The organism is Selenomonas sp. AE3005 (assembly GCF_000686945.1).
GTDB lineage: Bacteria > Bacillota > Negativicutes > Selenomonadales > Selenomonadaceae > Selenomonas_A.
In genome coordinates, this window is sequence record NZ_JMME01000014.1 from 63,041 (window position 1) to 84,147 (window position 21,107).

The following is a 21,107-nucleotide window of genomic DNA, read 5'->3' on the forward strand; positions in this document are numbered from 1 at the left end:
CGACTTTGCGCCGGGCAGGCCAGCGGCGCGATTATTCATCATAGTATCCAGGGACTGTTGTTTGTGGGCCAGTCCTCACTACGTTCGGACGGTCGTTCCACTGCGAAAAGCATCACCACCTCCACCCTAAGCGTCGTCCGTTTAAAAGGATTCTTTCGCAATGACATGGAACAAGAACATCGATGTTCTTGTAACGGGAGCAACGGATTCGTGGCAATTGTACAGGCCTTGCCGGGGGCGAACGGGGTAGTGATTTTTATGCGGGGAGCGACTGCCTGAGCGCAGCGAAGGCCGGCACACTGTAGTACGCAGCTAAGCAACTACGCTGAAAGGAGCGCCGTTGGCCTGCCCGGCGCAGGTAACTGGACAGCGCTATTTAACGAGGTGTGTCGTTTAGCGGAGGCAGAAAAATTACTACCCCGTGAACCCCATGCACGCATGAACGGGTTACTTTTAAGAACGTATTGACCTAAAAACTGCAATTCATCGCAGCCTCCTAAGCATAGGTGATAAGGAAATAACTTAAGTCGGTGGTTTGCAGCTTATGGCTTGACTTATGGAGTTTTCCTAGTAAACTTACAAGTATATTTTCCGTTGATAAGGTGTGCTAATTATGAATGAACGTAAAAAAGGCCTGGCTATGGTTTGCCTGGGGGCGGCTATGTGGGGCGGCAGTGGTGTGGCCGGACAGTATTTGCTGCAGGACTGCGGCTTTTCGACGGCCTGGCTGGTGGTGTCACGTATGCTGCTGGCCGGGGTAATCCTGCTGCTTATAGATGTTTGGCAATATAAGGAAAGCGTTCTGCGTATCTGGCAGGATAAAAAAGATGCGTGGGACCTGCTGTTGTTTGCTATTATGGGGCTTTTGGCGGTGCAGTATACATATTTTGCCTGTATAAAATATGGCAATGCGGCGGCTGCTACGGTGCTGCAGTATTTGATGCCGATAATCATCGTGGGGTACACGGCTGCTGTCAGCCGTAAACTGCCGCAATATCGCGAACTTATCTGCGTGGCCATGGCTATCGGCGGCACGTTTTTACTGGTCACCCATGGCAGCCTGCATGAGTTGTCTATCCCCTGCAATGCCTTGCTGTGGGGACTGGCCTCGGCCGTGGCGGCAGCCTATTATACAATGAAACCGAAAAGACTGATACGCAAATGGCGGCCAACGCTGATTATCGGCTGGGGCATGCTGGTGGGCGGTTTGTTTTTGCTGCCGGTTTGTCCGCCGTGGCAGTTTACCGGGGAGTGGACTCTGTTGTCGGGGCTGATTTATGCTTATATCATTATCTTTGGTACGGTGGCAGCCTTTGGCTTTTATCTGGGCAGCATCAAATATATTCAGCCGGCTGAGGCCTCAATTCTCGGCTCGGTGGAACCTTTAGCAGCGATTCTGCTGTCGATAATCTTCCTCAGTGTCAGTTTTGGGCTTATGGAACTGCTGGGAACGGCGCTGATTATCGGTACGGTATTCTTATTGGCAAAAAATAAATAATATGTGCTGTTGACAGTCAACAGGTCGTGGAGCTTATTCCTGCGTTAATGCGCGAGGCGCTTAAAACGCTTATGGATAAGTTCACACGGCCTGTTATTTTATTGTGTTTATTTTTTTTGATGTAAGTGTTGACATTACAACGAAAGTCTGTTAATCTATCATTGTAAACGAAATGGTTACAACGAACAGCCTAAATGTGCTGGGCGTTAAGGTAAAAGTGTTTTATTATTTGGAGGAGAGCAAAATGGCAAATTTCAACAAAGTTAGTGTGGCAAATGAGGCAAGAACGGAACTGCATGACAAACTGCAGCTGACCGGGGCTGAGGTCAGTGTCAATAATCTGCCGGCAGGGGCCAGCGTTCCCTTTGTGCATTATCACAAGAAGAATGAGGAAATCTATTTCATCACGGCTGGCCAGGGCAAGGCTGTGATTGATGGTGAAACTGTGGAACTGAGCGCTGGTGACTGGCTGCGGATTTCGCCGGCAGCACGCCGTCAGTTCTTTGCCGCTGCGCAGGAAGGTATCAGCTATATCTGCATACAGGTAAGGGCAAATTCGCTGGAGGAATACACGGCTGACGATGCCGGCATCGAACAGTAAAACTTAATTGACAAGTCAGGCTCATTGTAATACCATGTATCACAATGAGCCTGATTTGTTGGTTGTCCCTGTTGAAGGAGCGTGTTTATGCAGTTTTCATTTCGTATGCCGGTGGCGGTGCAGATTTTGCTATGTCTGGCCAAGTTTGACGGCGTGTTCAAGCTGACCTCGAATTTTTTGGCCTCCAGTGTCAATGTCAATCCGGTGATTATCCGTAAGACGTTGGGGCAGCTGAAAGCTGCAGGTCTGGTGGAGGTGGCTGCCGGCGTGGGCGGCGCCAAACTATTGCGAACGCCGGGGGAAATAACCTTGCGCGAAGTCTTTCAGGCTGTGGAAGAAGATGAGGATTTATTTCACATTCAGGACAATCCCAATCCGCAGTGCCCCGTAGGCCGCAATATTCAGCAGGTGCTGGGAAAGCGCCTGGCTTTGGTGAAAGACAATATGCTGGCGGATTTTGCGCAGATGACGCTGGCTGATTTACTGGCGGACATAGACAGTGCCGAACAGGAACATAATAAATAAGGACAAGAAAAAAGACCTGAGTATCCGCTGACGGAACTCAGGTCTTTGGCGTTGGTGAATTATGCCTCAGCACCTACAGCCTCGTTGAGGTTGCTGATGAGAGCGTCGATATCAATGCCATGAGCCATAGCACCCTGTTCGATGTTTTCGAAATGTGCGGCAGCACAGCCCAGGCAGCCCATGCCGGCGTTGACAAATACATCAACCGTATCCGGGTACTTCTGTACAACTTCGAGAATGCTCATGTCCTTAGTGATAGCCATAGTATAAAATCCTCCTGTATAGACACACGTAAAAACAAATTTATTGTGGGAATTTCCCATCACAGGAATTATAGCATAGTTATCTGGTTGGTTACAAGAAACAAATGTTACGGAAAAGAAAATTGTGGTTTTTTTTGCGGATTTGGAGTAAAATGGCAGTTGATTATGAATTGCGGAGGCAGAGTATACATGGAGTTGCGGCGAAAACGAATTTGGCGGTTTGTCCTGTTGGCACTTTTGTGCGTAACGCTGGTGGGAGGCTTGTGCCTTTGGCAGCAGCCTAAACCATTGCAGGCCACTATGGTATCGGACAGTGAAAATGGGGCCAAGGTGCTGGTACTGAACTATCATAAGATAGACCATACCTTTATTTCCCTGTCGGTAAGGCCGGAGGATTTTGATGCGCAGATGAAATATTTGCGCGACAACGGCTACCATACCATTACCCCGGATGAACTCTATGAGAGTCTGGCCGGCAATGGGGAGCTGCCGGAAAATCCGGTGCTCATTACCTTTGATGACGGTTATGAGGATAATTACACGAATGCCTATCCCATTCTCAAAAAATATGGCTTTAAGGCGACTATCTTTGTGGTGACCGGCTTTTTGGACAAGCACAAGAAGGGCTACCTCAGCTGGGATGAGGCCCGGGAAATGAATAAGAACGGTATCAATATCGAATCCCACACGGTGAATCACCGTTCCATGACTGACCTGTCAGATGATGAGCTGCGTATGGAGCTGGTGGAGTCCAAGAAAAAAGCAGAGGCGGAACTCGGACATGAAGTCGGTTATATTGCTTACCCCACCGGTACCTACAACCTGCATATTGCCCAGATGGTGAAGGAGGCAGGCTACAAGGCGGCCTTTACCATTAAGTATGGCAATGTGGATAAGGCCAGCAACATTTACGCTTTGGAGCGCGTTCCCATTTTCCACACGGAAGAAACCAACAAGGAGTTTGTAGAACGGATACGTTTTCAGCCGGTTTTTGAGAGCCTGGGCTGGATGAAAAACTGAAAAAAGGCTATGGGCCAATAGGCCGGGCTATCTTTACTGAGCTTAGACGCTGGGCGTCTGAACGCAGTAAAGACAGCCCGTTTTTTTATGGGCAAAGTCATTTTTTTCTACATATCTATAAGGAAGTCTTGCTATTGACCGGGTTTTGCTATAAAATAAGAATTATGAAAGTGGGGAAAAGTGGTAGAAAGTGGTAAAAAGTGACGCAAAGGTGGTGAGGCAGGATGTTTATGGGGGAATATACCCATTCGATTGACGCCAAGGGGCGTATCATTCTGCCGGCCGATTTCCGTCAGGAATTGGGCGTTTCCTTTGTTATCACGAAGGGCCTGGATAAGTGTCTCTTTCTGTACGGTCAGCAGGCCTGGGAAGAGCTCGCGGCCAAACTCAGGGCTTTGCCGTTGGTGAAACCGGAGGCCCGTGCCATCGTCCGCTTTTTCTTCTCCGGGGCCAGAACCCTGGAGTGCGACAAGCAGGGACGCTTTTTGATACCGGCGAACCTGCGCAATCATGCAGAAATTGTGCTGAAGGAAGATGTTATCCTCACAGGTGTGGACAACCGCATTGAAGTGTGGAGCAAGGACAACTGGAATAGTTACAGCAGTGAAGTGGAACCTGATGTGACGTCCATTGCTGCATCTTTGGCAGAATTAGGGATTTAACTTATTGAGGGGATTGTAGGAAACATGGAGTTTCATCATATCAGCGTTATGCTGGAGGAAACCGTTAAGGGCCTCGTAACAAATAAAGATGGCATCTATGTAGACTGCACCCTGGGCGGCGCGGGACATTCCAGCCGGATAGCCTCCCTGCTGACAGAAAAAGGCAGGCTTATCGGCATAGACCAGGACCCGGCGGCCATTGCGGCGGCTGAGGAACGGTTAAAGGATTTTCCGTGCAAGGTGGATATAGTCCACAGTAATTTTTCCCGCTTGGGAGAGATTCTTGAGGAACAGGGGGCCACGTCCGTGGATGGTGTGGTATTTGACTTAGGAGTTTCTTCCCATCAAATCGATACGGCAGAACGGGGGTTTTCCTATATACAGGACGCACCCCTGGATATGCGCATGAATCCTGAGGCTGACTTTAGCGCCTATGATGTGGTCAATGGCTATGAAGAGACGGAACTGAACCGCATTTTTAAGGAATACGGCGAGGAACGTTGGAGCAAGCGTATTGCCCAGTTTATCGTTCAGGCTCGGGAAAAGGCACCGATTGAGACCACCGGACAGCTGGTGGATATCATCTGTAAGGCTGTACCCAAGGCAGTGCGTCAGGCTGCCGGGGGACACCCTGCCAAACGGGTTTTTCAAGCTATCCGCATAGAGGTAAATGATGAATTGGGGATTTTAGCCAATACCTTTAGAACGGCTGTAGCGCATCTGAAACCGGGCGGCCGGATTGCGATAATCACTTTCCATTCGTTGGAGGACCGCATTGCCAAGACGGTCTTGAAGGAAATGTCCCGGGGCTGCATTTGCCCGCCGGAATTGCCGGTGTGCATGTGCAATCATAAGCCGGAGATTAAGATTATCGGCAAGCCGATTCAGGCCAGTGTGGCGGAATTGGAACATAATTCCCGTTCTAAAAGTGCTAAACTGCGTATCGGGGAAAAGCTGGCAAATAGTGAGGGGGGGAACTGACAATGCTGGCAAGACAGGAAAGTTATTACGAGGAAGAATACCAGGAGCAGCCGCGTCATATATATGATGAGGTTGAGATTAAGGAGCTGAGAAAATCAGCCAAGGAACCGCTTTATAAGACGGTTTTGGATACCACGACCAGGTCACATTGCCAGTTGTTATTTCTTACCATGGCAGTACTCGGTTTGCTGGTCACGGTAGGCAGCGGCGTAAGCGCCAGCCGTGGTTATGAACTGATTGCCGTACAGCAGCAGGTGGAGCAGAAGGAACAGGAAAATGAACGCCTGCGCATTGAAATTGCCAAACTGAAATCTCCGGAACGCATTAAAGCTATTGCGCAGGACCAGTTGGGCATGAGCATACCTAAACATACATATTTCAGCACTGATAAATAATATTATGCAAGTATAAAAATTACAGGATTTTTCGGAGAAAAATCCTGTAATTTTTTGCCCGGAGAGGTTAAGCTGGCAGGCGGCGAAACGCTAATATGTGTATTTTTCCTATGGCAAAATACACATATTAGCGTTATAATAAAAAACGGTTTGCACTACCAGGCAAGGGAGGACATTATATGAAGACATTAGCCCAGTTGGCAGAGCTCGTTGCAGGTTCTGTAATTACAGGGGATAAGAACATAGAGATTACCGGCATTGAGCATGATTCACGCAAGGCCGAAAATGGCACACTGTTTGTGTGTATAGCGGGCTTTCATGTGGACGGCCATAAGTTTATACCGCAGGCTGTGGAGAAGGGCGCCAAAGCCATTCTTACCACCCGGCCGGCAGGAGAAGTGGCAGTGCCGGAGGGCGTGGCTGTATTGCAGGTGCCGGAATTAAAGACGGCCCTGGATATAATCGTGCCGTTTTTCCATGATTATCCTGCCCGGAATATGCGGATAATCGGTATTACGGGTACTAACGGCAAAACCACGACCAGTTACCTTATCCGTGCCATTCTGCGCGAGGCCGGCTACAAGGTGGGGCTTATCGGTACCATTCAGATAATGATGGAGGAAGAAGTATTCCCCATTCATAATACGACTCCCGATGTGGTGGAACTGCAGCACACGCTGGCCATCATGCGGGCAAAAGGTATGGATTATGTAGTTATGGAAGTTTCCTCCCATGCGCTTGACCAGAACCGCGTGGCCGGTATCGAATTTGATACGGCGGTGTTCTCCAACCTTACGCAGGACCATCTGGACTATCATAAGACCTTGGATAACTACAAGCTGGCCAAGGCCAAGCTCTTTGACCTGCTGGGGCAAAAGGGCGTTAAGGAAAACAAGACGGCTGTGGTCAATGCTGATGACGAGGCCGGCAAGACCATGCTCGCACATGCTGCGTGCCGTCATCTGACCTATGGTATTGACAATAAAGCTGCTTTGCAGGCCTCCAAGGTGGAGGTACTGGCCAGTGGCGCCAACTTCACCCTGACGGAAGAATTCCTCGGGGAAATGGCTTTGCAGCTGCATATTACGGGTATCTTCAATGTGTATAACGTCATGGCTGCCGTAGGTGCGGCTATTGCGGAAAAGATTGACCCGGCTGTGATTAAGAAAGCGCTGACGAATTTTACCAGCGTACCCGGCCGTTTTGAACTCGTGAAAGCCGGCCAGGACTTCTCAATTATTGTAGACTATGCACATACGCCGGACGGGGTGGAAAATGTACTGCGCACGGCACGGCGTATTGCCAGAAAGAAGATTATCGCGGTCTTTGGCTGCGGTGGTGACCGCGACCGCACGAAACGCCCGATTATGGGCAGACTGGCGGCGGAACTTGCCGATGTGGTTATCGCTACTTCCGACAATCCGCGCAGCGAGGACCCGGCATTTATCCTCAGTGAGGTGGAGGCCGGTGTAAAGGAAACCATTGGCAATAAACAGCATGAGTGCATTATCGACCGCCGGGAGGCAATCTTCCGCGCCGTAGAACTGGCGGAGACGGACGATATTGTGATTATCCTGGGCAAGGGGCACGAGGATTATCAGATTCTGAAGGACAAGACCATTCACTTTGATGATAAGGAAGTGGCCCGCGAGGCCGTGGCAGCAAAGAAGGAGCAGAACTGATGTTTACGCTTAAGGAAATAGTGGCGGCAACTGACGCCAAAATATATAAAGAAGAAAAACAGAAATTTGCTGCTGTCGTGACGGACACGCGCAAAATCAGTGAAGGTGTGCTCTTTGTGGCGCTGCGGGGCGAACGTTTCAATGGCGAGGATTTTGCTGCCGAGGCGCTGGCTAAGGGTGCGGCCGGTGTCGTGGTCAGTGAGGACTGTGACAGCAAACAGCTGGAAAAATGTCAGGGTACAGTGCTGCAGGTAAAGGATACGCTCCTGGCCTATCAGCTGATTGCCAAGGCCTGGCGTGACAAGTTCCCCAAAATTCCTGTGGTGGCCATCACGGGTTCTAACGGCAAAACTACGACCAAGGACCTGACGGCGGCTGTCCTGTCAGCCAAGGGAGCGGTGCTGAAAACACAGGCCAACTTCAACAATGAAATCGGCCTGCCACTGACTTTGCTGGGCTTAAAGCCGGAGCATAGCGCGGCTGTGGTGGAAATCGGCATGCGTGGTTTTCATCAGATTGAGGCGTTGGCACCAATTGCGTCGCCGCAGATTGGCATTGTGACCAATGTGGGTGAAACCCACATGGAACTGCTGGGCTCGCTGGAAAACATTGCCAAGGCCAAACAGGAACTCGTGGAGGCCATTCCGGCCGGCGGTACGGTTATCTTAAATGCCGACAATGAATATGTGGCCGGTATGCGTGCGGCTGTAAACGAAGGCGTAAAGGTCATCACGTTCGGCCTGGAAAAGGACGCTGATGTCAAAGGTGAGGCCATTCATACTGAGGGCAATGTGACCAAATTTATGGTGACCTATGCCCATGAACGTCATGAATACGAAGTGAATATGGTGGGCCGTCACAATGTCTACAACACCTTGGCGGCGATTGCGGCCGGTTTTGCCATGGGGCTGACACCGGCAGAAGTCCGGGAGGGACTGGGCAATCTGGAGGCCACGAAAATGCGCTTTGAACTGCAGCAGGTCAAGGAGTGGAACGTGGTCAATGACGCCTATAACGCCAGCCCTATGTCCATGACGGCGGCCATCAACACCCTGAGTGAACTGGCCAAGGGACGCAAAATCGCTGTTCTCGGTGATATGCTCGAGCTGGGCAGTGTGTCGGAGGAGGCACACCTGCATGTGGGCGAAGAAGTGGCTGAACATGGTTTTACGGCACTTGTTACCCGGGGCGAGATGGGCGAATTCATCGCCCAGGGTGCGGAAAACAAGGGCATGACAGCCGTTTACCGCTGCGCCAGCCATGAAATAGCGGCAGAAAAACTTCATGAATTGCTGCAGCCGGGCGATACCCTGCTCTTTAAGGGCTCCCGGGGCATGGCTATGGAAAAGATTATTGATTTATTATGATAGAGTGAGGCATTACATTGGATAGCTTTATATTGGCGGCAGCCATTGCCGCAGGTTTCGTTTTGCTTACCGGGCCGTTTTTTATCCCGGAACTGCATAAGTTGAAGTTTGGCCAGAGCATTCGTGAGGAAGGGCCGGCCAGCCATCAGGCTAAAAGCGGTACCCCGACCATGGGCGGTATCATGATAATCCTGGGGATTACCATTGCCACTCTCGTAGCTGCGCCGTTTTCCACGGAAATACTGCTGGCACTCTTCATCATGCTGGGACATTTTGTGCTGGGCTTTCTCGATGACTATATAAAGGTAGTCAAGAAACGTAATCTGGGCTTAAAGGCTAAGCAGAAAATGCTGGGGCAGATTATCATCGCTGTAGTAACCATGGTTATCGGTACGCGAATGCTGGGCATTGACACGACCGTCTGGGTGCCGGTGCTGGACAGCCATATCAATATCGGGGCCGGTTATTATGCGCTGCTGCTCTTCGTTATGGTAGGCACGAGCAATGCGGTGAACCTCACTGACGGCCTTGACGGGCTGGCGTCCGGTACGGTAGCTATTGCCGCCAGTTCCTATGCTGTTGTCTGCCTGCTCTTGGGACATAATGACCTGGCTATTTTTGCCACCGCTGTGGCTGCGGCCTGTGTGGGCTTTTTACGTTTTAATGCCCATCCGGCCAAGGTGTTCATGGGCGATACTGGTTCTCTGGCCCTGGGCGGTGCGATGGCGGCTCTGGGGATTCTCACCCATACGGAAATATTGCTGGCGCTTATCGGCATCGTGTTTGTCTGCGAGGCCCTGTCGGTAATCATTCAGGTGGCCTCGTTCAAATCCACGGGTAAACGGGTATTCCGTATGAGCCCCATTCATCATCACTTTGAACTGGGGGGCTGGTCTGAGTGGAAGGTGGTTTTCGTCTTTTGGACGGTGGGGCTGCTCGCCAGTGTTGCTGCATTGAAACTGTTATAACGCTATAACATTTAGGGGGAATCATAATGGATTTAACGGGCAAAAAGGTACTCATTATCGGCGCCGGGGTAAGTGGTTTTGCCGCGGCGAAAATCACGCGCCGTCTGGGGGCGCAGGTAACCCTCAGTGACGCCAAGGATGAGGCCGATTTGGACTATGATTTTGAGGAACTGCGGGATATGGGCATAAAGCTCGTGTTCGGCCCTCAGTCAGAGGAACTGCTGGACGGGGTTAGCCTGGTGGTGGTTTCACCGGCCGTACCTGCCCGTATCCCCTTGATTCAGGAGGCGTATAAACGCCATATCCGGGTTGCCAGTGAAGTGGAGCTGGGCTATCAACTGAAAAAAGCGCCCATCTGTGCTGTAACCGGTACCAATGGCAAGACCACGACGGTAACCCTGCTCGGACTCCTGCTCGAAACTCATTTTAACAAAGTGGGTGTCGGTGGCAATATCGGTGTGCCGTTGTCGGAAGTGGCACTGACTATTCCGGCTGATGGCTGCATTGCTGCAGAGATTTCCAGCTATCAGATGGAAGTAACGGAGGAATTTCGTCCGCATGTGGCAACAGTCCTCAATGTTACTCCCGACCATATCGTGCGTCATGGCTCCATGGAAGAGTATCAGCGCATGAAGGAGCGCATGTTTGCGCAGCAGAAAAGCAAGGATTTCCTCGTGCTCAACTATGATGATGAACGGGTTAGGGATATGGCCAAACGTGCCAGCGCTCATGTGGTTTATTTCAGCCGGCAGGTGCATTTGCTCGAGGGGGCATATCTGGAAGATGATATGCTGACCATTGCCTGGGACGGTCAGGCTTATCCGTTATGCACCATCGGCGAACTGGGGATTAAGGGCCCCCACAATGTGGAAAATGCGTTGGCAGCTGCCATGACGGCTTATCTGGCCGGTTGTGGCGCCCAGGAAATGATTCCTGTACTCAAGTCTTTCCGCGGCGTGGAACATCGCATTGAATATGTCCGTACTTTGGACGGCGTGGAATATTATAATGACTCCAAGGCTACTAACACGGACTCGGCCATTAAGGCTTTGGAAACCTTTGACGATGGTATCGTCCTTCTGGCTGGCGGCCATGATAAAATGACTGACCTGACGGATTTCATGCAGCGTGTCAAGGAACGTGTTACCGCTTTGGTGCTTGTGGGGGCGGCGGCTGACCGCTTTGAGCAGGAGGCCCTGAAGAACGGCTATCCGGCAGAACGCATTCATCGGGCTGGTTTCTCGATGGCCAAGGCGGTGGAACTTGCCCGTTCGTTAGCCAAGGCACCGCAGGTGGTACTCCTGTCGCCGGCCTGCGCCAGCTTTGACATGTACAATGGCATGGCAGAACGCGGCCGTGAGTTTAAACAGCTGGTTAATGATTTGCATTAAGGGGATTTTAGCATGAAGATAATCGTTTCTGGTGGCGGCACTGGCGGGCACATATACCCGGCCCTGACCATCATGCGCACCATTGAGGAAAAATACCCGGACACCAGTTTTCTCTATGTGGGAACTCATAAGGGTTTGGAGGCGGATATCATCCCCAAGGAAAATATCCCCTTCGCTACGGTTGATATTCAGGGCTTTAAGCGCAGCCTGTCACCGGCTAATTTTGTCCGGGCCGGGCTGGCGGCTGTCGGCGTAGCCAAGGCCATGAATGTCGTGCGCAAGTTCAAGCCTGACGCGGTAATCGGTACCGGCGGCTATGTGTGCGGCCCGGTGCTGATGGCGGCCAGCATGCTGGGGATTCCCACGCTTATTCAGGAGCAGAATGTGGTACCCGGCATTACCAATAAGATTCTGGCTAAGTTTGTGACACGTATTGCCGCAGGCACGCCGGAGGCCGTAAAGCATTTTCCGGCCGGCCGGGTGGTTTGCACAGGCAACCCCATACGCAAGGAAGTGCTTACGGCGACACGGGAAGATGGCGCCAGGGCTTTCGGTTTTGACCCGGCCAAAAAGACAGTGCTGGTTTCCGGTGGCAGCCGGGGGGCACGCACCATCAACAACGCCATGGTCGATGTGTTGGCAGAGGCAGCCAGGCAGCAGGATGTACAGTACCTGCATGTCACCGGCAAACTCGATTACGAGGATATCATCAGCCGCCTGACGGAAAAAGGCGTAAATCTGGACGCAACACCTAACATTAAGGTGGAGCCCTATCTTTACAACATGCCCGACGCCATGGCGATGGCAGATTTGGTGGTGTACCGGGCTGGGGCTACAGGGCTGGCTGAACTGACGGCCAGAGGCCTGCCGTCCATTCTCGTACCGTATCCGTATGCGGCGGAGAATCATCAGGAACACAACGCCAGAGCATTGGAAAATGCCGGAGCGGCCAAGGTAATCCTCAACCGCGACTTGAAGAGTGAGAATCTGCAAAGCACGCTGCAGGAACTGCTGGCAGATGAGGATAAACTGGCCGCGATGGCGGCGGCCAGCAAACAGCTGGGCAGACCGCAGGCGGCAGATGATATTGCAGCCATGGTTATTGAAATGACACAGGGGAGAAAGACTAAATGAAACGGCTGAAAGAGCTTAAAGATATAGAAAAAATCCATTTTGTCGGTATTGGCGGCGCCGGAATGAGTCCGCTGGCCAAGATTATGGTGGAACTGGGCTACGAAGTAACCGGTTCGGACCGCGCTGATTCGGAAGTGATTCAGAACCTCCAAAAACTGGGGGCCAAAATCACGCTGGACGGTCAGAAGGGCGAAAATGTCAAAGGAGCTGACGCTATCGTGGTGTCTACGGCAATTCCCTTTGACAACCCGGAAGTGCTGGCTGCGCGTGACCTCGGCATTCGCAAGCTGCACCGCTCTGATATCAATGCGGCACTTGTAAATGAGTACAAGGGCATTGCTGTTGCCGGTGCTCATGGCAAAACCACTACGACCTCCATGCTGGGCGTAGCCCTGACTAAGGCCGGCGTATCCCCAACGGTAGTTGTAGGCGGTGAAATGCCGGACCTCGGTACGAATGCCATTTTAGGTGAAAGTGAATATCTGACTTCTGAGGCTGATGAAAGTGATGGTTCCTTCCTGAAACTTCATCCGCATATCGCGGTAGTTACCAATGTGGAAGATGACCATATGGACCATTACGGCACGATGGAAAACATCATCAAGGCCTTTACCCAGTTCATTCAGAATGTGGACAAGGAAAGCGGCTGGGCCGTTCTGTGCTTTGATAATGAGAATCTGCGCAATATCGCCAAGACAGTGGACCGCAAGTTCTACACCTATGCTATTGACCATGAGGCCGATTATACAGCAAAAAATATCAAGAGCAATGGCAAGGGCATTGCTTTTGACGTCATGCATGGTGAAGAAATGCTCGGCCATGTGTCGCTGAACATTCCCGGCCGCCATAACGTGTTGAACGCACTGGCCTGCATTGTGACCGGCCTGACCATCGGCGTGGAGTTTGAAAAGCTGGCAGCCGGCCTGGCCGAGTTCCACGGAGCCAAGCGCCGTTTCCAGACCAAGGGCAGAGCCCGTGGCGTCTGGGTAGTGGATGACTATGCTCATCATCCGACGGAAATCGCCGCAACGCTGAAGGCGGCCAAAGAACTTAAGCCGCAGCGTCTGGTCTGCGTGTTCCAGCCCCATCGCTATTCCCGTACGCAGCTGTTACATGCGGAATTTGGCAAGGCTTTTGTTTCGGCAGACCTGCTCATTTTGACTGATATTTATGCTGCCGGTGAGGCACCGATTGAGGGCATTAACGGCGAAACTATCCTTAACGAGGTTCGCAAGCAGTCCGAGCAGGATGTAATCTACATTCCGTCCCGGGAAAAACTGGCGGCTTATTTGGAAAGAGAATCCCATGAAGGCGATTTAATCATCACCATGGGAGCCGGCGACATATACAAAACCGGCGAAGAATTGGTAGAACTGTTGAACAAATAATGGGAGTTTGAGATATATCATGAATCAGGATAAAATCGTTGTCGTAATGGGCGGTACGTCCACGGAGGCCGAAGTTTCCCGGCGCACGGGCGCTGCTATTTTGGCCGCTTTGCAGGAAAAGGGCTGTAATGCCGAAGGCATGGAGCTGAATCCCAAGACCTTTGCTATGGATATCCAAAAAGCCGGCGCTAAGATGGTCTTTAATGCTTTGCATGGCAAGTTCGGTGAGGACGGTCTGCTGCAGGGAACTCTCGATATGCTGGGAATCCCCTATACCGGTTCCGGTGTACTGGCTGCGGCTGTCACGATGGATAAAGCAGCGTCCAAGCGCGTTTTCATCAGTGAGGGCATTTCCACGCCGAAGTGCCACACTTACAACAGCTTTGAACAGAAACGCGATCTGGCTGGAGAAATTATGGCGGAATTTGGCCTGCCGGTAGTGGTCAAGGCTGCGTCCCAGGGGTCGAGCATCGGCGTGTATATTGTGGAAAAAGCCGAAGAACTGGCACCGGCCATCAAAGAGGCGTTCTCTTATAATGATGAAATTCTCGTCGAAGAATTTATCAAAGGCCGCGAAATGACTGTGGCAGTTTGGGGCGATGAAGATAAGAAGGAGGCATTCCCGATTATCGAAATCACGACGACGTCCGGCCGTTATGACTATAACAGCAAGTATACCAAAGGGGCGTCTGCGCATATCATTCCGGCACCGGTCAGTGAAGAAAAGACGCGCGAAATGCAGGAACTGGCTATAAAGACCTATACGGCCTGCGGCTGCAAAGGTGTGGCCCGTGTGGATATGATGTTCAGTGAGGACGAAACGCCGTATGTCATCGAAGTTAATTCCGTACCGGGCATGACGGAAACCTCCCTGGTACCTGATGCCGGCCGGGCTATGGGCGTTGAATTTCCTGACCTGTGCCTGCGCATTCTTGCCATGGCAGGTTTTGAGGTAAATGCCTGAGCCATCTGCAAGGAAAACTGACGGGGAAAGGAGGAGGTTAAATGGACGAAGATAAGTTGGGGACGTTAGAAATGCGCCCCCTCAGACGCCGGCGCAGCCCGCGGCGCCTGTTGAAAGGTCTGGCTTTTTTGTTGATTTGCGGCGGTTTGGTGGCCTTTATCGTCTATTCGCCTCTTTTTACGCTGCAGAGAGTGAGACTGCAGGGAAATACCTATATCACGGAAACGGATATTCTCACCAGCGGCCGCCTGCATAAGGGGCAGCCTCTTTTCCAGCTGGAAACAAGCGAAGTCACGCAAAATCTGCTTCGTGATTTGCGGATTGAGTCTGCTGTCGTGCGCCGCCGCCTGCCGGATACACTGGAAGTGGAGATAACGGAACGCACGCCGGTGGCAACTGTGGCCTGCGACTATGGTTATCTGGACCTGGACCGTCAGGGCAAGGTTATCGGCAGTTACAAATCCTTGCGCAAAATGCCCATTCCGATGATAACCGGGGTGAAGATGCATGATATGTACATCGGTGATGACAACAAGGATACGCGTGTGGCCAAAGTGCTGGTATTGTTAGCCTCATTGAATCAGGAGGCGATTAACAGCCTGTCGGAAATAAGCGTGGCTAATCCTGAGGCGGTGACTGCCTACACCAATCAGTCCGTACAGATTCGCCTGGGGAATTTTGAGCGCTGGGAGGAAAAAGCCGAGCAGACCAAAGAGTTCCTGCATAATTTGCCCAACAGCCGTCATCAGATTGAATTTGTGGACTTTAGCTACACGGCCCCATTTATCCGTCTGAAAGATAAACTGGTGGACCCTGAGGCTAAAGTCAACGCAAAAGCACAGTAAAATTGCTAGTGCTGCGATAACAGAAAAGCCCGCGGAGCTGATAATACTTTCCTGAGAAATGAGGGGAGGAATTTCAGGCCGGCGGGCTTTTTCTTTATCTGCGGATAGTAACATAAATAAGAAAAAAGATGGCAGAAAACACTGATTTGGTTTTTTTTGTAATTTTTTTGTGAAAGTTATAGCATTATGCGCGGATAAATGGTAAAATTAAGGAGTATATTTGTGTAAGTTAGAAATCCCTGTGGACGGAATACCGTTCTGAGGGGATATAAAATATGTACGTCATGGGGGTTAACGCTGTGTTTGAATTGGATGATAATGGCCTCGACCAATTGGCTAAAATTAAAGTAATCGGTGTTGGCGGCGGCGGCAGCAATGCTGTGAACCGCATGATAAATTTCGGACTGCAGGGAGTCGAATTTATCGCAGTTAATACAGATGCTCAGGCATTGTTAAAATCTTTGGCACCCAAACGCATGCAGATTGGCGAGAAATTAACTCGTGGACTTGGTGCTGGTGCGCGTCCGGAAATCGGCCAGAAGGCGGCCGAGGAAAGCCGCGACGATATTCTTGAGGCGCTGCGCGGTGCAGATATGGTTTTTGTTACAGCTGGCATGGGGGGCGGTACTGGTACGGGCGCTGCGCCGGTTGTAGCTGAGTGCGCCCGGGAAATTGGCGCGCTGACTGTAGGCGTTGTGACGCGTCCTTTCGGTTTTGAAGGAATGAAACGCAAACGCAATGCTGAATCCGGTATTGAAAACCTCAAACAGCATGTTGATACGATTATTACTATTCCTAATGACCGCCTGATGCAGGTCGTTGATAAGAAAACGCCGATTACGCAGGCATTCCAGATTGCTGATGATGTTCTGCGTCAGGGTGTTAAGGGTATTTCCGACCTTATCGCTATGCCTGGTCTGGTAAATCTGGACTTTGCTGACGTGCAGAGCGTTATGAGCAATGCCGGTTCTGCCCTGATGGGTATCGGTGAGGCCTCCGGCGAAAATGCCGCTGTGGAGGCTGCTAAAGCTGCTATCGCATCGCCGTTGTTGGAAACCAGCATCGATGGTGCCCGCGGTATTCTGCTCAACGTTACGGGTGCCGAGGAAAGCCTCAGCATGTACGAGATTCAGGAGGCATCGGAGGCAATTCACGATGCGGCTGATAGTCAGGCTAACATCATCTGGGGTGCCTCTATCGACAACACCATGGGTGATACTGTACGCGTAACCGTTATCGCTACGGGCTTTGACGCACCGGAGACCATCGGCGTACAGCCGCAGGGCAAACCTTCGGCCGCTCAGCCGGTTGTTCCGAATCTGACGGGCGCACCTTTGAACACCAACAGCAAGCCTGGTGAGGCTGAGGAAGTTGCTCCGGCAGCAGATTTTATCGACATTCCTGTGTGGATGCAAAGAAAATAAAAAAATAATTGACAAGCTGATGGGATATGAGTATAATATATTTTGTCGCTGACGCTTGTCAGGACATGGGTAGGTGGCCGAGTGGTTAAAGGCAACAGACTGTAAATCTGTCATCTTCGGATTACGATGGTTCGAATCCATCCCTGCCCACCATATATGGCGGCATAGCTCAGTTGGCTAGAGCATGCGGTTCATACCCGCAGTGTCAGGAGTTCAAATCTCTTTGCCGCCACCATTTGCAAACGTAAGCGCACCTTTATGGGTGCGTTTTTAATTGCTTATTCTGGGGATACACAGGGACAACCTTCCTAGATTTTTTCAGAAAAGAAGATTATAATATATAACGTTTGTTATGGATAAAGTGGGATTGATTGTATGAGGCGCAGAGATTTTTTAAAAAATATGATACTTTTGGGGACAGGGACTGTACTGCTGCCACAGGTATGGGGCATGAAGGCCGCTGAGGCTGCCTGGAAAACGGAAGGCAGCAGAAATCTGGACCCGTTGCTGGGAATTCCTGTAAAGGAAACAGACCTGGAATTTTCATATTTGGAGAATCGCAGTACTACTGATGCAATCATTATCCATCATGTGGGCAATACAAACCGCGACGTGTCGGCGGCAGAAATCCACCGCTGGCACAGAAATAACGGCTGGTCAGGCATTGGCTATCATTTTGTCATACGTAAGGACGGGACCATTGAACGCGGGCGGCCTATGGATATGCTCGGCGCGCATTGCTATGAGCATAACTGGCATACTGTCGGTGTAAATCTTGTAGGGGCCTTTGATGACAATGAACCGGAGCCGGAACAACTGGCAGCGGCCGCCAAGCTGCTGGCTGCTCTTTGCCGGTATTATGGTTTAAAGCCTGACGAGGATACCATTAAAGGCCATCGTGATTTTAACAACACAGCCTGCCCAGGGCAGCTGCTTTATGATGAGCTGCCGCATCTGATAGAGATGGCCAGCAAGCAGTACTGATAAGGAGAAGGCTATGCATTATCGGTGGTTTATCGACAAGGACAAGCAGACGGACGAGTTCGGCGTGCCTGTCAGCCGGGCGGAATATGATGAGGCACTTCATCCACAGAAGAAGCTATATCAGCGTGGAGAGCTTTTGGCTATCGTCGTGGTGATGTTTATTATGCTTTATGAGTGGACAACAGATGATAATCCGCTGTTGGCCATGTGCATTTCCTTTCTGACTTTTGAGATGCGTCCTTTGGCCAGAGAGTTTTTGGGACGAAATGGCGAGGCTGCCAGCAATGCGCTGTCCGGTTTTAGTGTTGCATTGTTTGTCGGTGCCGTGGTTTGGTCATTTATGTAGAATTATTTTTTGTAACTTAAATTTTCAGTTATTTACAAAAAATAAATTTAAATACATATTTTATATTTTTTTCGCAGACAGAGCAGGAAAATGTAAATTTGTGGCGAAACTTAAACAAAAGAGAGTGATTGCTGGTGGAGTGCAGTCACAAATGAATGAAATGCTTATTTAAATTTGCCTGATATATAAATAAAAAAGGCATAAATCTGTATACTAACAGAGTAAAATCTGTTAAAATATATACATAAAAGTAAACTAAAGTCGAATAAGGGGAGATTTTTGTTTACTATGATATCCAAGGGGGATTTTTTATGAGAAAGACAGAATGCTTAGCTATGATTCTGGCTGGTGGTCAGGGCAGCCGCCTCGGCGCGCTTACAAAGAAAATTGCAAAACCAGCTGTACCGTTTGGGGGAAAGTACAGAATTATCGACTTCCCTCTGAGCAACTGCGCTAATTCCGGTATCGACAAGGTGGGTGTACTCACCCAGTACCGTCCGCTGGAATTACACAATTATCTGGCCTCGGGCAGCGCCTGGGACCTGGACCAGAAGGACGGCGGTATTTTCATTCTGCCTCCGTATGCCCGTGAAAAAGGTGCAGACTGGTATCAGGGCACGGCAGATGCTATCTATCAGAATTTGAATTTCATTGATTTAGCTGACCCGGAATATGTACTCATTCTGTCTGGTGACCACATTTACACTATGGATTATTCGTGGATGCTGGAAGCACATAAAATGAATAAAGCTGAAGCGACCATTGGTGTTATTGAAGTGCCCTGGGAAGAGGCTCCCCGCTTTGGTATCATGAACACGGACAAGACGGGACGTATTGAAGAGTTTGAGGAGAAACCGGCAAAACCGAAGAGCAACCTGGCATCCATGGGTATCTATGTATTCAACAAGAACTTCCTCAAGAAGTACTTGGAAGAAGATGCCAAGGACGAAACCAGCAGCCATGACTTCGGTAAGAATATCATCCCGAAGATGCTGCAGGATAAGGCACGTCTGTATTCCTATGCTTTTGAAGGCTACTGGAAGGATGTAGGAACCATTGAAAGCCTCTGGCAGGCTAATATGGACCTGCTGCAGGATGAGCCTCCTTTCGACCTCAAGGGTGAAAAGAGAATTTATTCTTCAACGCAGTCCATGCCGCCGCATTACATTGGGCCGGATGCCAAAGTGAAAAATTCCATGATCAGCGAAGGTTCCATGGTTCTCGGCGAAGTGGAAAATTCGGTTATCTTCCCTGGTGTACGCATTGGCAAGGGCGTAAAGGTGACGAATTCCGTTATCATGCCCTCCACAATTATCCGCGATGGTGCGGTAGTGGATTATGCGATTTTGGCGCAGAACTGCGAAGTAGCAGCTGGTGCCAAGGTAGTCGGTGAGCTCGGAGCTATCACAGTGGTAGCCGAAGGCGAAACTGTTGTCGCTGAAGACAGCGGCAAGCAGGCTGGCTGAGACTTTTCCCTATCGTTATAGCCTAGATACAGCAAGGAGTGGAAGAAATTGAAAGATGTAATGGGGATTATAAATCTTCAAGAAGATAATAAATTGATTCGTGAGCTTACGGAAAAAAGAGCTGTGGAGTCCCTGCCGTTTGCAGGACGCTATCGGCTGATTGACTTTACGTTGTCGAGTATGGTGAACTCCGGTATCTTTAACGTTGGTGTTATGCTGCCGGATAAACCGCGTTCGGTTCTCGACCATCTCCGTTCCGGTAAGGATTGGGATTTGGCTCGTCGTCACGATGGCTTATTCTACCTGCCGTCCCCCAGTGAGGAAGACAGTATCCGTAAAGGCGATTTAAAGAATTTTTATCATAATCTGGATTTCTTCGAACACAGCAGCCAGAAATATGTTTTACTGACCAGCGGCAGCTTTGTTTACAATGTAGACTTCAGCCAGCTCCTGCGTTTCCATCAGAACACCTCGGCGGATATCACGATGGTGTACTACACGGCAAGCAGCGAGCAGGCAGGCAACAATGTGGTTCTGGAAACTGCAGAAAATGGCCTGGTAACTGATTTGGCGGAAAAACCGGCTATTTATGATGGCTCCAAGGTGGCAATGAGCGTTTACCTCATTGAAAAGCGTATCTTTGTTGAACTGGTACGTTTCACTTATGAGCATGGCGGACAGGATTTGCTGATGGATGGTATTATCCGTCGGGCCAGCGAGTATAATATTTACGCTTGCGAGCATGATGGTTATGTAGCCCATGTAGATTCTACGTCTGCATATTACAAGTCGAATATGGATATCTTGCAGCCTGAGGTATGGGAAGAACTCTTTATGGGTGAAAATTCCATTTACACAAAAGGCAAGGACGAGGTTCCTGTTCAATATAAGGAGACGGCTAAGATTAAAAATTCGCTGGTGGCCAATGGCTGCGTAATTCGCGGCGAAGTGGAAAACAGCATTTTGTTCAGAGGTGTCACCGTAGGCAAGGGCGTAAAAATCAAGAACTCCATTATCATGCAGAAGTGTGATATACAGGATGATTCTTTGGTAGAAAATGTCATCTGCGACAAAAATGTAGTTATTTCAAAGGAAAAATGGCTTAAAGGTGCCAACAACTATCCGTTGATTATAACTAAAAATGTCGTAATCTGATATGGGAAGGGCCGTTGTAACAAGGCTGCATGCCTATAACGGGCATGA

General features: G+C 50.2%; 21 protein-coding genes and 2 tRNA genes. 22 read left to right on the forward strand and 1 reads right to left on the reverse strand.

All coding sequences use genetic code 11. The features are described from left to right. The first annotated feature begins 613 nt into the window (after positions 1–613). The 3 genes from DL94_RS0109265 (at position 614) to DL94_RS0109275 (ending at position 2,624) form a co-directional block, all read left to right on the forward strand. A complete protein-coding gene (locus tag DL94_RS0109265) occupies positions 614–1,498 on the forward strand; it encodes a DMT family transporter (protein ID WP_028129916.1) in 885 nt (294 codons plus the stop codon). 244 nt (positions 1,499–1,742) lie between these two features. Further along, positions 1,743–2,099, forward strand: coding sequence for a cupin domain-containing protein (locus DL94_RS0109270; protein ID WP_028129917.1), 357 nt, complete (start codon positions 1,743–1,745; stop codon positions 2,097–2,099). A gap of 87 nt (positions 2,100–2,186) precedes the next feature. Next, a complete protein-coding gene (locus DL94_RS0109275; protein WP_028129918.1) occupies positions 2,187–2,624 on the forward strand; it encodes an Rrf2 family transcriptional regulator in 438 nt (145 codons plus the stop codon). A gap of 59 nt (positions 2,625–2,683) precedes the next feature. Here DL94_RS0109275 and DL94_RS0109280 read toward each other — a convergent pair whose 3' ends face one another. Next, complete coding sequence (locus tag DL94_RS0109280) at positions 2,684–2,887, reverse strand: DUF1858 domain-containing protein (RefSeq protein WP_028129919.1); 204 nt, start codon at positions 2,885–2,887, stop codon at positions 2,684–2,686. 189 nt (positions 2,888–3,076) lie between these two features. On the opposite strand from DL94_RS0109280, the gene DL94_RS0109285 reads away from it, so the two are divergent. The 19 genes from DL94_RS0109285 to glgD all read left to right on the forward strand — a co-directional run bounded on the left by DL94_RS0109285 (position 3,077) and on the right by glgD (position 21,059). Beyond that, a complete protein-coding gene (locus DL94_RS0109285) occupies positions 3,077–3,907 on the forward strand; it encodes a polysaccharide deacetylase family protein (protein ID WP_028129920.1) in 831 nt (276 codons plus the stop codon). A gap of 224 nt (positions 3,908–4,131) precedes the next feature. Further along, positions 4,132–4,569, forward strand: a complete 438-nt coding sequence (mraZ, locus tag DL94_RS0109290; RefSeq protein ID WP_028129921.1) for a division/cell wall cluster transcriptional repressor MraZ — start codon at positions 4,132–4,134, stop codon at positions 4,567–4,569. Between the two features lie 24 nt (positions 4,570–4,593). Further along, positions 4,594–5,550 carry a 16S rRNA (cytosine(1402)-N(4))-methyltransferase RsmH gene (gene rsmH / locus DL94_RS0109295; protein WP_028129922.1) on the forward strand — a complete coding sequence of 319 codons (957 nt, stop codon included), beginning with the start codon at positions 4,594–4,596 and terminating at the stop codon, positions 5,548–5,550. A gap of 2 nt (positions 5,551–5,552) precedes the next feature. Further along, positions 5,553–5,945: a cell division protein FtsL gene (gene ftsL / locus DL94_RS0109300; protein WP_028129923.1), complete on the forward strand. Its 393-nt coding sequence runs from the start codon at positions 5,553–5,555 to the stop codon at positions 5,943–5,945. Between the two features lie 179 nt (positions 5,946–6,124). Continuing rightward, positions 6,125–7,627 (forward strand): UDP-N-acetylmuramoyl-L-alanyl-D-glutamate--2,6-diaminopimelate ligase, encoded by a 1,503-nt coding sequence (locus DL94_RS0109305; protein WP_028129924.1) that lies wholly within the window; start codon positions 6,125–6,127, stop codon positions 7,625–7,627. Further along, complete coding sequence (gene murF / locus DL94_RS0109310) at positions 7,627–8,994, forward strand: UDP-N-acetylmuramoyl-tripeptide--D-alanyl-D-alanine ligase (RefSeq protein ID WP_028129925.1); 1,368 nt, start codon at positions 7,627–7,629, stop codon at positions 8,992–8,994. Before DL94_RS0109305 ends, murF begins: the two co-directional genes overlap by 1 nt. A 17-nt stretch (positions 8,995–9,011) precedes the next feature. Continuing rightward, a complete protein-coding gene (gene mraY / locus DL94_RS0109315) occupies positions 9,012–9,962 on the forward strand; it encodes a phospho-N-acetylmuramoyl-pentapeptide-transferase (protein ID WP_028129926.1) in 951 nt (316 codons plus the stop codon). 26 nt (positions 9,963–9,988) lie between these two features. Continuing rightward, on the forward strand, positions 9,989–11,353 hold the full coding sequence (gene murD / locus DL94_RS0109320) for a UDP-N-acetylmuramoyl-L-alanine--D-glutamate ligase (protein ID WP_028129927.1): 1,365 nt from the start codon (positions 9,989–9,991) through the stop codon (positions 11,351–11,353). Between the two features lie 12 nt (positions 11,354–11,365). Further along, positions 11,366–12,487 (forward strand): undecaprenyldiphospho-muramoylpentapeptide beta-N-acetylglucosaminyltransferase, encoded by a 1,122-nt coding sequence (gene murG / locus DL94_RS0109325; protein WP_028129928.1) that lies wholly within the window; start codon positions 11,366–11,368, stop codon positions 12,485–12,487. After that, a complete protein-coding gene (murC, locus tag DL94_RS0109330) occupies positions 12,484–13,875 on the forward strand; it encodes a UDP-N-acetylmuramate--L-alanine ligase (RefSeq protein ID WP_028129929.1) in 1,392 nt (463 codons plus the stop codon). Before murG ends, murC begins: the two co-directional genes overlap by 4 nt. 19 nt (positions 13,876–13,894) lie before the next feature. Beyond that, positions 13,895–14,839: a D-alanine--D-alanine ligase family protein gene (locus tag DL94_RS0109335; protein ID WP_028129930.1), complete on the forward strand. Its 945-nt coding sequence runs from the start codon at positions 13,895–13,897 to the stop codon at positions 14,837–14,839. A gap of 41 nt (positions 14,840–14,880) precedes the next feature. Next, positions 14,881–15,684 carry a cell division protein FtsQ/DivIB gene (locus DL94_RS0109340; RefSeq protein WP_037371673.1) on the forward strand — a complete coding sequence of 268 codons (804 nt, stop codon included), beginning with the start codon at positions 14,881–14,883 and terminating at the stop codon, positions 15,682–15,684. Between the two features lie 299 nt (positions 15,685–15,983). After that, complete coding sequence (gene ftsZ, locus DL94_RS14630; RefSeq protein ID WP_037371687.1) at positions 15,984–17,108, forward strand: cell division protein FtsZ; 1,125 nt, start codon at positions 15,984–15,986, stop codon at positions 17,106–17,108. A 67-nt stretch (positions 17,109–17,175) separates the two neighbouring features. Beyond that, positions 17,176–17,261 (forward strand) — tRNA-Tyr (locus DL94_RS0109350). 5 nt (positions 17,262–17,266) lie between these two features. After that, positions 17,267–17,343: transfer RNA gene (locus DL94_RS0109355), tRNA-Met, on the forward strand. 140 nt (positions 17,344–17,483) lie between these two features. Next, positions 17,484–18,092, forward strand: a complete 609-nt coding sequence (locus tag DL94_RS0109360) for an N-acetylmuramoyl-L-alanine amidase (protein WP_028129932.1) — start codon at positions 17,484–17,486, stop codon at positions 18,090–18,092. 13 nt (positions 18,093–18,105) lie between these two features. Further along, positions 18,106–18,438, forward strand: coding sequence for a hypothetical protein (locus DL94_RS0109365; protein ID WP_028129933.1), 333 nt, complete (start codon positions 18,106–18,108; stop codon positions 18,436–18,438). Positions 18,439–18,749: 311 nt separating this feature from the next. Continuing rightward, positions 18,750–19,904, forward strand: a complete 1,155-nt coding sequence (locus DL94_RS0109370) for a glucose-1-phosphate adenylyltransferase (RefSeq protein WP_028129934.1) — start codon at positions 18,750–18,752, stop codon at positions 19,902–19,904. A 48-nt stretch (positions 19,905–19,952) separates the two neighbouring features. After that, positions 19,953–21,059 (forward strand): glucose-1-phosphate adenylyltransferase subunit GlgD, encoded by a 1,107-nt coding sequence (gene glgD, locus DL94_RS0109375; RefSeq protein WP_028129935.1) that lies wholly within the window; start codon positions 19,953–19,955, stop codon positions 21,057–21,059. The last annotated feature ends 48 nt before the right edge of the window (positions 21,060–21,107 follow it).

Excerpts from the sequence above, each read along its gene's own strand:
- DL94_RS0109265 (WP_028129916.1), top strand. The coding sequence starts at position 614 with ATGAATGAACGTAAAAAAGGCCTGGCTATGGTTTGCCTGGGGGCGGCT.
- DL94_RS0109270 (WP_028129917.1), top strand. The coding sequence starts at position 1,743 with ATGGCAAATTTCAACAAAGTTAGTGTGGCAAATGAGGCAAGAACGGAA.
- DL94_RS0109275 (WP_028129918.1), top strand. The coding sequence starts at position 2,187 with ATGCAGTTTTCATTTCGTATGCCGGTGGCGGTGCAGATTTTGCTATGT.
- DL94_RS0109280 (WP_028129919.1), bottom strand. The coding sequence starts at position 2,887 with ATGGCTATCACTAAGGACATGAGCATTCTCGAAGTTGTACAGAAGTAC.
- DL94_RS0109285 (WP_028129920.1), top strand. The coding sequence starts at position 3,077 with ATGGAGTTGCGGCGAAAACGAATTTGGCGGTTTGTCCTGTTGGCACTT.
- mraZ (WP_028129921.1), top strand. The coding sequence starts at position 4,132 with ATGTTTATGGGGGAATATACCCATTCGATTGACGCCAAGGGGCGTATC.
- rsmH (WP_028129922.1), top strand. The coding sequence starts at position 4,594 with ATGGAGTTTCATCATATCAGCGTTATGCTGGAGGAAACCGTTAAGGGC.
- ftsL (WP_028129923.1), top strand. The coding sequence starts at position 5,553 with ATGCTGGCAAGACAGGAAAGTTATTACGAGGAAGAATACCAGGAGCAG.
- DL94_RS0109305 (WP_028129924.1), top strand. The coding sequence starts at position 6,125 with ATGAAGACATTAGCCCAGTTGGCAGAGCTCGTTGCAGGTTCTGTAATT.
- murF (WP_028129925.1), top strand. The coding sequence starts at position 7,627 with ATGTTTACGCTTAAGGAAATAGTGGCGGCAACTGACGCCAAAATATAT.
- murD (WP_028129927.1), top strand. The coding sequence starts at position 9,989 with ATGGATTTAACGGGCAAAAAGGTACTCATTATCGGCGCCGGGGTAAGT.
- murG (WP_028129928.1), top strand. The coding sequence starts at position 11,366 with ATGAAGATAATCGTTTCTGGTGGCGGCACTGGCGGGCACATATACCCG.
- murC (WP_028129929.1), top strand. The coding sequence starts at position 12,484 with ATGAAACGGCTGAAAGAGCTTAAAGATATAGAAAAAATCCATTTTGTC.
- DL94_RS0109335 (WP_028129930.1), top strand. The coding sequence starts at position 13,895 with ATGAATCAGGATAAAATCGTTGTCGTAATGGGCGGTACGTCCACGGAG.
- DL94_RS0109340 (WP_037371673.1), top strand. The coding sequence starts at position 14,881 with ATGGACGAAGATAAGTTGGGGACGTTAGAAATGCGCCCCCTCAGACGC.
- DL94_RS0109360 (WP_028129932.1), top strand. The coding sequence starts at position 17,484 with ATGAGGCGCAGAGATTTTTTAAAAAATATGATACTTTTGGGGACAGGG.
- DL94_RS0109365 (WP_028129933.1), top strand. The coding sequence starts at position 18,106 with ATGCATTATCGGTGGTTTATCGACAAGGACAAGCAGACGGACGAGTTC.
- DL94_RS0109370 (WP_028129934.1), top strand. The coding sequence starts at position 18,750 with ATGAGAAAGACAGAATGCTTAGCTATGATTCTGGCTGGTGGTCAGGGC.